Origin of the sequence: Streptomyces sp. NPDC089919, from assembly GCF_040684615.1 — a bacterium.
Taxonomy (GTDB): Bacteria; Actinomycetota; Actinomycetes; order Streptomycetales; family Streptomycetaceae; genus Streptomyces.
In genome coordinates this window covers 49101-60142 of the sequence record NZ_JBFBGK010000047.1, presented here as the reverse complement: position 1 = coordinate 60142, position 11042 = coordinate 49101, and the positions used below count along the sequence as shown (strand labels likewise).

The following is an 11042-nucleotide window of genomic DNA, read 5'->3' as shown; positions in this document are numbered from 1 at the left end:
CGCGGCATCGAGGACCACAACCCCCGCCTGTTCTCCCGGGCGCGCCGACCCCCCGACCGCCGCCCGCGCCGGATCTCTCCGGCGCGGGCGGCGTTCCGTCGTACGGGCGGGAGCGGACCCCGGTTACTCCGTCGCCTGCGTCTGCGTGCCGCCGGTGGCGTTGCCGCCGCCGGTCGGCGCCGTGTCCGTCGGCTTCGGCGGGTCGGTGGGCTCGGTCGGCTCGTCCGTCGGCTCGGTCGGCTCGGTCGGCTCGCCCGTCGGGCCGGTCGGATCCGGCGACCCCGTCGGACCGGTCGGGGCGGTGGACGTCGGCGGGTGCGACGAGGGCCGCCCGCTCGGCGAGGGGTCGCCCGACGGCTCCCCCGTCTCCCGGGCCGTCCGCGTCGGGCCCGGCGTGGGCTCCCCCGTCCGGCCGGACTCACGGGTCGGGCCGTCCGTACGGCCGGGCTCGTCGTCCGGCGAGGCCCCCGGATCGGCGTCGTCGCCCACGTCCGAGGAACTGCCGTCGTCCTCGGTCACCGAATGGCTGTCGCGGGCCCGCTTGGACGGGTCCTCCTGGGCGTTCGAGGTCATGCCGAGCGTGAGGACCGTACCGAGCACGGCGACCAGCACCGCGCCGGCCGCGGCGGCCAGGACGTTGCGCCGGGTGCCGGTCAGCACCGCCCGCTTCGCGTCCCGGGCGGCCCCCGGCACCCGGGTCACCACCGTCGGCGAGGACGGCACCCGCCCGCCGGCGGGCACCGGCGCGGGTCCCGGGGCCGGGCCGGAGCCGGGTCCGGCCGGCGGTCCGGCCGGCGGTCCGGCGGCCACCAGCGGCGGTACCGGCGCCGGCGGGGTGGCCGTGACGTCCTTGGGCAGGGCCAGCCGCGGGAAGGCGACCTTGGCCACCGGCTCCGGCTCGTCCGACAGCGGCGGCAGCAGTTCCGTGCGCGCCTCGGACGCCGGTACGGAGGACCCGGCCGGGGCGGCGAGGACCAGCGGCGGCGACAGCGGGCCGCCGGTCCGGTCGCTCACCAGGGCCAGGGCCCGGCGCCCGGCGACCATGCCGCGCTTGTCGGCCAGCGCGCCGCGCAGCCCGATGGAGGCCTCCAGCTCGGCCCGGGCCCGGTCGAAGAGGCCGTTGCAGAGGGCCAGGATGCCCAGCTCGTGGTGGAAGTACGCCTCCTCGGCGACCTCGCCCGCGATCCGGGCGGCCTCCTGGCCGGCCCGCAGGACCCGCTCCCAGGCGCCCCACTGGAGCCCGCCGGCGAAGGCCGGGGCGGCGGTGCGGGCGAGCAGCACGGCCGCGCTGGCCCGGCCCTCCTCCGGTACCGCGGCGAGCACTCCGGCGAGGGCCGCCAGCACGGCGTCGGCCTCGGCCGCGGCCCGCTCGGGGGCCACCGAGGAGTGCCCCGTCCACCAGGCGTAGTGCTGGGCGGCGGTGAGGGCGTAACCGGGGGCCTGGTCGGCGTACCCGGCCTCGGTCAGCTGCCGCTGGACGCCGGTGGCGAGCCGGTAGCGGGCGCCCGCGGCGCCGATCAGCCCGCAGCCCAGGAGCTCGCCGACGGCGGTGTCGGCGTGCGTGTCGCCGATCAGCGCCGGCAGGTGGGCCTGGTGCGGCAGTTCGCCGCCGAGCGCGACCGCGAAGCGCAGCGCCTCGCGGGCGTTGTCGCTCAGCCGGCCGGCCAGCAGTTCGGCGGGGGCGGCGCTCTCGGCGAGCGCGGGCAGCGCGGGCGGACGCGGGCGCTCGGTGAAGACCCCGGGCTCGTCGTCGGCGTCCGGGCCGTCCTCGGCGGGGGCGGCCGGGCCGCTCAGTTCGTCGCGCTGCCGCAGCAGCGCGCCGGCCTGGACGAAGCGCAGCGGCAGCCCCTCGGAGGCGAACCAGAGGTCGCCGGCCCAGGAGGTCTCCTCCTCGGTCAGCTTGCGGCCGACCGCCGCGGCCAGCAGCACCGCGCAGGCGGTGCGGCCCAGCCCGCCGAGGAAGACCTCCTCCAGGTGGGAGGCCTCGTCCGGGGCGGGGGTGTCGGGGGTGGCGGTGACCAGGAAGGCGCACTCGGGCGTGGCCAGCAGCAGCTCGTCGAGGGCGGAGCCGCCGAACTCCACGTCGTCGAGGAAGACCACCGCCCCGATCTCCCGGACCCGGTCGAGGAGTTCGGCCTTGTCGGGCCGGTACCCCGGCGCGTCGTAGACGGCGGCGTGCAGCGCGTACAGCAGGTCGGTGGCGCCCTGGCGCAGGCCGCTGAGCCGGATCACGCCGTCGGGGGCGAGGTCGGCGCAGTCGTCGGCGACGGCGTCCAGGAGCGAGGTGCGGCCGGAGCCGGCGGGGCCGGTCAGCCGGACCGAGCGGCCCCGGCTGAGCAGCCGGACCAGGCGCTCGCGCTCCTCCTCGCGCTCGAGGAGGGGCAGCATGGGGGCCGGCGGCCCCGAGGGTGCGGGCGGCCGGGCCGCCGTGCGTATCGCGGTGCGGGAGCCGGTGGCGCGGCGGGTGCGCGCGGGCGGCTCGGCCGCGGGACCGCGGTTCTCTATCTCACTGCCGTCGACGGGATTGACCGTCAGGACGAAGTCACCGGCCACGAGGCGGGTGACGCGGGCCGGGCCGCTCGGCGCAGTGCCCTTGACCAGGGACTGCCGTGCGGCTCCGGGATCGTCGTGTGAAGCCGCGGCGGCGCCCCCCGGGCCGCGCGGCGTGTTCGCGGACGGGTCCGTGCCCGCCCCGGGACCCGCTGGGCGTGCGTCGGCGGTATCGCCGTCAGCCCCAGGTCCCCCATGTATCCGGTCCATGACCAAGCCCCCCGTTCGCGTCGTGCGCCGTCGTCCCTCCCGGCCTTCGCACACTCCGCTGTAGCTTCTGGTCCGGCGCCGCCCCGATGTTCGACAAGGGCCGACGGCCGAACCCTAGACGTTGGGTCAGTATCCAGGAACAGGCGGGGTCCCATCCCCACCGATTCATCACGGTACGGACTCAACACGTCCCGGCCGGGGGTACCTGTGCGTCACCACGGGGCCATCGGGTGGTCGCGGCCCGTTCGCCCGGGGCCGCCGCGGGTCTCAGGCCCGGGGCAGGGACTCCGCCGCCAGGCCGCCCTCGATGGCGAGGATCCGGTGCAGCCGGGTGGCGACCAGCAGCCGCTGCATCTGGGGCGGCACCCCGCGCAGGACCAGGCGGCGGCCGGAGCGCCCGGCGCGGCGGTGGGCTCCCATGATCACGCCGAGTCCGGTGGCGTCCCAGGAGTCGAGCGCGGTGAGGTCGAGGACGAGGTCCCCCACCCCGTCGTCGAGGGCGGAGTGCAGGGCCGTGCGGGCGTCCGCCGCGCTGCGCACGTCGAGACGGCCGCCGACTTTGAGTGCGGTGTGGTCGCCCCTGATGTGCATGTGTGCTCCCCGGCAGTACTGCGTGCGTGCGTATGGTCGGCAACTCTCACCCCAACTGACTGTGCGAGGTGGGGCGAAGTTGCCGACCGTGAGCGAACCGATACCGAATTCACCCCCAGGGGTGAGGACGGCGGTCCGGACGGACCGGCGGGCCAGGCCGCCGGTCGTGCGCTCGGCTCAGTAGGAGTAGAACCCCTGCCCGCTCTTGCGGCCGATGTCGCCCGCGTCGACCATGCGGCGCATGAGCTCCGGCGGGGCGAACTTCTCGTCCTGGCACTCGGTGTAGATGTTGCTGGTGGCGTGCAGCAGGATGTCGACGCCCGTCAGGTCGGTGGTCGCCAGCGGTCCCATCGCGTGCCCGAAGCCCAGCTTGCAGGCGATGTCGATGTCCTCGGCGGAGGCCACGCCCGACTCGTACAGCTTGGCGGCCTCGACGACCAGCGCGGAGATCAGACGGGTCGTCACGAAGCCGGCCACGTCGCGGTTGACGACGATGCAGGTCTTGCCGACGGACTCGGCGAAGGCGCGGGTGGTGGCCAGCGTCTCGTCGCTCGTCTTGTAGCCGCGGACCAGCTCGCAGAGCTGCATCATCGGGACCGGCGAGAAGAAGTGGGCGCCGACCACGCGCTCGGGGCGCTTGGTCGCCGCGGCGATCTTGGTGATCGGGATGGCCGAGGTGTTGGAGGCCAGGACGGTGTCCTCGCGGACGATGTCGTCCAGGCTCCGGAAGATCTCGTGCTTGACCTCGAGCTTCTCGAAGACGGCCTCGACGACGATGTCCACGTCGGCGACCGCGCCCAGGTCGGTGGTGGTGGTGATGCGGGCCAGGGCGGCCTCCGCGTCCTCCGCGGACAGCTTGCCCTTGGCGACGAACTTGTCGTACGACGCCTTGATCCCGTCGGTGCCGCGGGTCAGGGCCGCGTCGGTGACGTCGCGCAGGACGACGTCCCAGCCGGCCTGCGCGGACACCTGGGCGATGCCCGAACCCATGAGTCCGGCTCCGATGACGGCGAGCTTCCCAGCCACTGCACACCCCTTGTTCTCTTGATGCGGGCCCGTGTTGCACAACTGCTCTCGGCCGGAGATTAGCGTCCGTGAGGGGCCGTGTGACCCGGAAGTAATACGCGTCACGTCTCAAATGACGGACGTCACACCGGAACGCCTAACTAGGCTGGTTGCATGGTGAATCTGACGCGCATCTACACCCGCACCGGCGACAAGGGCACCACCGCCCTCGGCGACATGAGCCGTACCGCCAAGACCGACCTGCGGATCTCGGCCTACGCCGACACCAACGAGGCCAACGCGGTGATCGGCACGGCCCTCGCGCTCGGCTCGCTGTCCGAGGAGGTCGCCGCGGTCCTGGTCCGCGTGCAGAACGACCTCTTCGACGTGGGCGCCGACCTGGCCACCCCGGTCGTGCCGGACCCGGAGTACCCGCCGCTGCGGGTGGAGCAGTTCTACGTCGACAAGCTGGAGGCGGACTGCGACCTCTTCAACGAGCGGCTGGAGAAGCTGCGCAGCTTCATCCTGCCGGGCGGCACCGCGGGCGCGGCGCTGCTGCACCAGGCCTGCACGGTGGTCCGGCGGGCCGAGCGCTCGACGTGGGCGGCGCTGGAGGTGCACGGCGAGACGATGAACCCGCTGACCGCCACCTACCTCAACCGCCTCTCGGACCTCCTCTTCATCCTGGCCCGCACCGCCAACAAGGACCTCGGCGACGTCCTGTGGGTCCCGGGCGGCGACCGCTAGGCCGGAGGCGTGGTCGCCACGGCGGCCCCCCGGATGTCTGCCAGTACCTCGGCGAGCGTGGCGCGCGGCCCGTCCCCCTCATCGGCGAGCGTCCGCAGGGCCCGGCGCGCGAGGGCCGCGTCCGCAGCCTCCTCCAGGGCGTCGTACTCGGTGTCCATGACGCGAGGGTAAGGCTCCTCAGCGGCGGCTGCGGGCGGTTTCGGCGCGTTTGGGGAAGAGGGTGTACGAGAGGGCGATCACCAGGTTGATGCCGATCACCCAGAGCATCCGCAGCTGCCAGGCCCGCAGCGGGTCCCCGGCCGGGCCGGGGCCGACGTACCAGAGCGCGGCCTGGAGGAGGGCGATGGCGACGGCCGCGGACAGGGTCCAGCGGCCCGCGGTGCGCCACTCGTGGGCGGTGCGCGCCGAGCCGCCGGCCGGCGGCCGGGGCGGCTTGGGCCCGCCGGCGAAGCGGTGGGCGACGTGCGCGTCGGCCCAGCGGATCGTGTGCCGGCCCAGGCCCACCGAGAAGCCGATGTAGACGGCCGCCAGGCCGTGCTTCCAGTCGGGCTCGGCGCCGCCCCGCAGGTCGATGACGGTGGCCACCAGGAGGACCACCTCCAGCAGCGGTTCGCAGAGCAGCACGGCCGCCCCGGTGCGGGGCATCCGGGCGAGGTAGCGCAGGGCCAGCCCGCCGGCCAGCAGCAGCCAGAACGCCACCTCGCAGGCGACGATCAGCGTGACGATCATGAGGGCTCCTTCCGCGTTCCGGCCCCGTTCCCCCGGCTTCCTCCAATCTCGCAGCGCGCGGCGAGGGGTTCGTCGTCCGGCGGGGCGAAGCCGCACTGCACCTTTCGATGTAGTCGATCTCCGTCGGGGCAGCCCGGGTGGGGACGCCGACCGGGGGCGGGACCCTGTTGGATGGCGGGGTGAGACTCTCCCGCCCGCACCGGCACGACGTCCTGATCGCGGTGGTCAGCCTGGCGGCCGGGCTGCTGCTGTACGCCCTGGGCCTGCACGTCAACGCCGGCCGGCGGCTGCTGCCCGAGTGGCTGGTGCTGGTACCGCTGCTGGTCACGGCCGCCCTGGAGCTGCTGCGCCGCACCGCACCGCGGACCGCCCTGGTGGTCGGGACGCTGGCGATCGTCGGGGACCAGTTCACGGTCGGCAGCCTGGCCACCATCGTGATGTTCACGGACCTGATGTACGCGGCCGTGGTCTACGGCGGCGCGGGCACGGCCCGGCGGCTGCCGTTCACGACCGCGGCGATCACCCTCGCGGTGACGGTGACCGCGCTGGTCTGGTGGCGGGACGCCCAGGCGCTGATGGTGGGCGTGCTCACGGCCATCGTCTGCTTCCTCCCGGCGGTCACCGGAGCGGCCGTGCGCAACCACCGGGAAGCCGCCGGGGCGGCCCGGCTGCGGGCCGAGCAGACCGCGCTGCTGGCCGAGTACGACCGCACCCAGGCGGTCACCGCCGAGCGCGCCCGGATGGCCCGGGAACTGCACGACATGGTGGCCAACCACCTGTCCGCGATCGCCATCCACTCGACGGCGGCGCTCTCCATCGACTCCCCGGAGACCAGCCGCCAGGCGCTCGGGGTGATCCGGGAGAACAGCGTCCAGGGCCTGACGGAGATGCGGCGGCTGATCGGGCTGCTGCGGACCGCCGGCGGGGACGGCGAGCCGGTCGCGGCGCCGACCCTGGAGGGGCTGGCCACGCTGCTGGCGCAGGCCCGGGTGAACGGCGCGGCAGGCGGCCTGGAGTTCACCCTGGCGGACGGCAGGCCCGCCGGCGGGGCCCCGCTGCCGGCGCCGGTGGAGCTGGCCGCCTACCGGATCGTGCAGGAGTCGCTGACCAACGCGGTCAAGCACGCCTCCCCGGGCCGGGTGACGGTCCGGCTGGCGCTGGCGGCCGGCCGGCTCACCGTCGAGGTCGACAGTCCGTACGGTGGGCAGCGCTCCGCCCCGCGCGCCCCGGGCTCGGGCGCGGGCCTGGTCGGCATGCGCGAGCGGGTGGCGCTGCTGGCCGGGGAGTTCGAGGCGGGACCGGCGCCGGAGCCGGGACCGGCCGGGAGCGGGGCCCCGGCCGCGCGCTGGCGGGTACGGGCGGTGCTGCCCGCGGAGGAGAGGATGACGTCATGACGATCCGGGTCCTGGTGGCCGAGGACCAGTCCGCGGTGCGGTCCGGCCTGGTCCTGATCCTGCGCAGTGCGGGCGACATCGAGGTGGTCGGGGAGGCGGCCGACGGCGAGGAGGCCGTCCGGCTGGCCCGCGAGCTGCGCCCGGACCTGGTCCTGATGGACGTGCAGATGCCCCGGCTGGACGGGGTCTCGGCCACCCGGCAGGTGGTCTCCGAGGGGCTGGCCGACGTCCTGGTGCTGACCACCTTCGACCTGGACGCGTACGTCTTCGGGGCCCTGCGGGCCGGAGCGGCGGGCTTCCTGCTGAAGGACGCCGAGGCGGCCGAGCTGATCGCGGCGGTCCGCACGGTGGCCCGCGGGGAGGGCCTGATCTCCCCGGCCGTGACCCGCCGGCTGATCGCGGAGTTCGCTGCGGGCTCGACGGCACCCCGCCCCGCGGCCCCGGAGCCCGCCGGGCTGGCGGAGCTGACCCGGCGCGAGCGGGAGGTGCTGGGCTGCCTGGCCGAGGGCCTGTCGAACGCCGAGATCGCCGGCCGGCTGGACATGGCGGAGGCCACCGCGAAGACGCACGTCAGCCGGCTGCTGGCCAAGCTGGGGCTGCGCAGCCGGGTCCAAGCGGCCGTACTGGCACAGGAGTTGGGGATCTAGAGGGCTTCTGGAGACAAGGTCTGGACCTCTTGACGGTTGGTCCAGACCTTTCTACGCTCGCGGCACTGTGGTGAGCGTGCCATGACGAAGCGTGCTCACGGGCGGCGCAGGTCCCACCCCCAAGTCGATGCCGTACCCCGCGGCCCCGACGGACCTACGGAGGAGCACCCTTGAGCACAGCACCCCCCCGCACGCGCAGAAGGTTCAGCCTGAGGACCGCGGCGGCGGCCGTCGCCGCCCTGGCCCTCCCCCTCGCCGGGCTGGTCGGCCTGGCCGCCCCCGCGCAGGCCGCCACCTCGGCGACCGCCACCTACACCAAGGTCTCCGACTGGGGCAGCGGCTTCGAGGGCAAGTGGACGGTGAAGAACACCGGCACCACGTCCATCAGCTCCTGGACCGTCGAGTGGGACTACCCGGCCGGCACCCGCGTGACCTCCGCCTGGGACGCCACCGTCACCAGCTCCGGCAACCACTGGACCGGCAAGAACGTCGGCTGGAACGGCACCCTGGCCCCGGGCGCCAGCATCAGCTTCGGCTTCAACGGCGCCGGCCCCGGCGCCCCCAGCGGCTGTACGGTCAACGGCGGCTCCTGCGACGGCACCACCCAGCCGCCGGGCGACAACCCGCCCTCGGCCCCCGGCACCCCCACTGCCGCGAACGTCCAGGAGACCTCCCTCACCCTGAACTGGGCCGCCGCCACCGACGACAAGGGCGTCAAGAACTACGACGTCTACCGCAACGGCGCCAAGCTCGGCACGGTCACCGGCACCAGCTACCCGGACAGCGGCCTGACCAAGGGCACCACGTACACCTACAGCGTCACCGCCCGTGACACCGCCGACCAGACCGGCCCCTCCTCCGGCGAGCTGTCGGTCACCACGCCCGGCGGCGGCACCCAGCCCCCGGACCCGGGCGGCAAGATCCGCCTGGGGTACTTCACCGACTGGGGCATCTACCAGCGCAACTACCAGGTGAAGAACATCGTCACCTCCGGCTCCGCGGCCAAGCTGACCCACATCAACTACGCCTTCGGCAACGTCACCGGCGGCCGCTGCACGATCGGCGACTCGTACGCCGACTACGACAAGGCCTTCACCGCCGGTGAGAGCGTCGACGGCGTGGCCGACAACTGGGACCAGCCGCTGCGCGGCAACTTCAACCAGCTCCGCAAGCTGAAGAAGGCCTACCCGAACATCAAGATCCTGTGGTCCTTCGGCGGCTGGACCTGGTCCGGCGGCTTCGGTCAGGCCGCCGCCAACCCGGCCGCCTTCGCCGACTCCTGCTACGGCCTGGTCGAGGACCCGCGCTGGGCCGACGTCTTCGACGGCATCGACATCGACTGGGAGTACCCGAACGCCTGCGGCCTGTCCTGCGACACCAGCGGCCAGGCCTCGCTGAAGAACCTGCTCGCCGCGCTGCGCGCCAAGTTCGGCGCCAACAACCTGGTCACCGCGGCCGTCACGGCCGACGGCTCCAGCGGCGGCAAGATGGACGCCGCGGACTACGCCGGCGCCGCGCAGTACGTCGACTGGTACAACGTGATGACGTACGACTTCTTCGGCGCGTGGGACGCCAAGGGCCCGACCGCCCCGCACTCCCCGCTGTACTCCTACACCGGCATCCCGATCCAGGGCTTCAACACGGACGCCGCGATCCAGAAGTACAAGGGCAAGGGCATCCCCAACAGCAAGATCAACCTCGGCATCGGCTTCTACGGCCGCGGCTGGACCGGGGTCACCCAGGACGCCCCCGGCGGCACCGCCACCGGCCCCGCGGCCGGTGCGTACGAGCAGGGCATCGAGGACTACAAGGTCCTCAAGGGCAAGTGCCCGGCCACCGGCACGGTCGCCGGCACCGCCTACGCGAAGTGCGGCAGCGACTGGTGGAGCTACGACACCCCCGCCACCATCACCGGGAAGATGAGCTACGTGAAGAACCAGGGCCTGCGCGGCGCGTTCTTCTGGGAGTTCAGCGGTGACACCGCCAACGGCGAGCTGATCAGCGCGATCGACAGCGGCCTGAAGTAACCGGGGCGCACAGACGGAAGCCGGGAAGCGGGGTCCGCCCCCCTCTTCCCGGCTTCTCCATGTCAGGCCACTCCCCCGGACTCCGTCCGGGGGGACCCCCACTTCGCAGGTAAGGGGGTCAGGCCACGTTGACCCTCTGCCCCGGCGGCGCGGCTTCGAGCCAGGCGAGGAAGCCGGTGAGGGCGTCCTCGCTCATGGCGAGCTCCAGCCGGGTCCCGCGGTGCACGGCGCCCAGGACCACGGCGTCGGAGAGCAGGGCCAGCTCCTCCTCGCCCTCCGGGGCGCGGCGGGCCAGTACCTCGATGGCCCCGCGCTCCAGCATCCGGCGCGGCCGGGGCGAGTACGAGAACACCCGGAACCAGTCGACCTGGTCCCCGCTGTAGCGGGCCACCCCGTAGACCCAGCCCTTGCCGGAGGCGTCGCCCTGCTCGGGCACGTCCCAGCGCAGGCTGCAGTCGAAGGTGCCGCCGGACCGCTGGATCAGCCGCCGCCGGAGCCCGAAGACGAAGAGGCCGATCACCACCAGGGCGACGACCAGGCCGCTCACGAGCAGCGCGAGGAGCATCTTCACCGACCTCCTCGTATCCACGTGACGCTGTGAACGGACTGGGAAAAACTCAAACGCACCTGCATCGCCTCAGCCGCGACCCGTGCTGGAAAATTCCAGCTCGGCCCGCGGCTGAGGTTTCAAGCTATGTGGCGCCGGGACTTCAGTGTCCCGTGACCGCGCGCAGTCGGACGTCGGCGCGCCGCTCGGCGGCCGCGTCGGCCGCCGACTTGGCGCGCTCCAGCGCCCGCTCCGCCCGCTGGACATCGATCTCGTCCGCAAGCTCGGCGATCTCGGCGAGCAGGGAGAGCTTGTTGTCCGCGAAGGAGATGAATCCGCCGTGCACCGCGGCGACGACGGTTCCACCCTCGCTGGTACGGATGGTCACCGGGCCCGACTCCAGCACACCGAGCAGCGGCTGGTGACCGGGCATGACGCCGATGTCGCCGGACGTGGTGCGCGCGACAACGAGAGTGGCCTCGCCGGACCAGACACTGCGGTCCGCGGCGACCAGCTCGACGTGCAGCTCAGCAGCCAAGGTGGCTCCTCGGGTCTCCACCCGGCGGTTCGGCCGGGTGTTGGGTCAAATTCTAAT

At 73.8% G+C, this 11042-nt stretch carries 11 protein-coding genes; 4 read left to right on the top strand and 7 right to left on the bottom strand.

The window, feature by feature from the left end; genetic code table 11:
• Positions 1 to 123: 123 nt before the first annotated feature.
• From AB0O40_RS20120 to AB0O40_RS20110, 3 genes are all read right to left on the bottom strand, one after another.
• Positions 124 to 2553: an ATP-binding protein gene (locus tag AB0O40_RS20120; RefSeq protein WP_365043117.1), complete on the bottom strand. Its 2430-nt coding sequence runs from the start codon at positions 2551 to 2553 to the stop codon at positions 124 to 126.
• Positions 2554 to 3027: 474 nt separating this feature from the next.
• On the bottom strand, positions 3028 to 3351 hold the full coding sequence (locus AB0O40_RS20115; RefSeq protein WP_365043114.1) for an STAS domain-containing protein: 324 nt from the start codon (positions 3349 to 3351) through the stop codon (positions 3028 to 3030).
• 177 nt (positions 3352 to 3528) lie between these two features.
• Entirely contained in the window at positions 3529 to 4377 is an 849-nt protein-coding gene (locus tag AB0O40_RS20110) for a 3-hydroxyacyl-CoA dehydrogenase family protein (RefSeq protein ID WP_365043111.1), read from the bottom strand.
• Positions 4378 to 4530: 153 nt separating this feature from the next.
• Here AB0O40_RS20110 and AB0O40_RS20105 point away from each other — a divergent pair, with 153 nt between their 5' ends.
• Complete coding sequence (locus AB0O40_RS20105) at positions 4531 to 5103, top strand: cob(I)yrinic acid a,c-diamide adenosyltransferase (protein WP_365043108.1); 573 nt, start codon at positions 4531 to 4533, stop codon at positions 5101 to 5103.
• Here AB0O40_RS20105 and AB0O40_RS20100 read toward each other — a convergent pair.
• Together AB0O40_RS20100 and AB0O40_RS20095 are read right to left on the bottom strand one after the other, a co-directional pair.
• Positions 5100 to 5261, bottom strand: coding sequence for a hypothetical protein (locus AB0O40_RS20100; RefSeq protein ID WP_365043105.1), 162 nt, complete (start codon positions 5259 to 5261; stop codon positions 5100 to 5102). The genes AB0O40_RS20105 and AB0O40_RS20100 overlap by 4 nt on opposite strands.
• A gap of 19 nt (positions 5262 to 5280) precedes the next feature.
• Positions 5281 to 5832 (bottom strand): hypothetical protein, encoded by a 552-nt coding sequence (locus AB0O40_RS20095; RefSeq protein ID WP_365043103.1) that lies wholly within the window; start codon positions 5830 to 5832, stop codon positions 5281 to 5283.
• A 179-nt stretch (positions 5833 to 6011) separates the two neighbouring features.
• Between AB0O40_RS20095 and AB0O40_RS20090 the strand changes: the two genes are divergently transcribed.
• The 3 genes from AB0O40_RS20090 (at position 6012) to AB0O40_RS20080 (ending at position 9900) form a co-directional block, all read left to right on the top strand.
• Positions 6012 to 7226 carry a histidine kinase gene (locus AB0O40_RS20090; RefSeq protein WP_365043100.1) on the top strand — a complete coding sequence of 405 codons (1215 nt, stop codon included), beginning with the start codon at positions 6012 to 6014 and terminating at the stop codon, positions 7224 to 7226.
• Positions 7223 to 7873 (top strand): response regulator transcription factor, encoded by a 651-nt coding sequence (locus AB0O40_RS20085; protein WP_365043097.1) that lies wholly within the window; start codon positions 7223 to 7225, stop codon positions 7871 to 7873. The genes AB0O40_RS20090 and AB0O40_RS20085 overlap by 4 nt, the downstream gene beginning before the upstream one ends.
• A 170-nt stretch (positions 7874 to 8043) precedes the next feature.
• The gene (locus AB0O40_RS20080) at positions 8044 to 9900 is read left to right on the top strand and encodes a glycoside hydrolase family 18 chitinase (protein WP_365043095.1); all 1857 of its coding nucleotides are present in this window, start codon (positions 8044 to 8046) and stop codon (positions 9898 to 9900) included.
• Between the two features lie 118 nt (positions 9901 to 10018).
• Here the strand turns inward: AB0O40_RS20080 and AB0O40_RS20075 are convergent, their stop codons facing one another.
• Both AB0O40_RS20075 and AB0O40_RS20070 read right to left on the bottom strand, forming a co-directional pair.
• A complete protein-coding gene (locus AB0O40_RS20075) occupies positions 10019 to 10465 on the bottom strand; it encodes a DUF2550 domain-containing protein (protein WP_365043127.1) in 447 nt (148 codons plus the stop codon).
• Positions 10466 to 10610: 145 nt separating this feature from the next.
• Positions 10611 to 10985 (bottom strand): F0F1 ATP synthase subunit epsilon, encoded by a 375-nt coding sequence (locus AB0O40_RS20070; RefSeq protein WP_365043092.1) that lies wholly within the window; start codon positions 10983 to 10985, stop codon positions 10611 to 10613.
• Positions 10986 to 11042 lie beyond the last annotated feature (57 nt).

Coding starts and splice junctions, on each gene's coding strand:
- AB0O40_RS20115 (WP_365043114.1), bottom strand. CDS start 3,351: ATGCACATCAGGGGCGACCACACCGCACTCAAAGTCGGCGGCCGTCTC.
- AB0O40_RS20105 (WP_365043108.1), top strand. CDS start 4,531: ATGGTGAATCTGACGCGCATCTACACCCGCACCGGCGACAAGGGCACC.
- AB0O40_RS20100 (WP_365043105.1), bottom strand. CDS start 5,261: ATGGACACCGAGTACGACGCCCTGGAGGAGGCTGCGGACGCGGCCCTC.
- AB0O40_RS20095 (WP_365043103.1), bottom strand. CDS start 5,832: ATGATCGTCACGCTGATCGTCGCCTGCGAGGTGGCGTTCTGGCTGCTG.
- AB0O40_RS20085 (WP_365043097.1), top strand. CDS start 7,223: ATGACGATCCGGGTCCTGGTGGCCGAGGACCAGTCCGCGGTGCGGTCC.
- AB0O40_RS20075 (WP_365043127.1), bottom strand. CDS start 10,465: ATGCTCCTCGCGCTGCTCGTGAGCGGCCTGGTCGTCGCCCTGGTGGTG.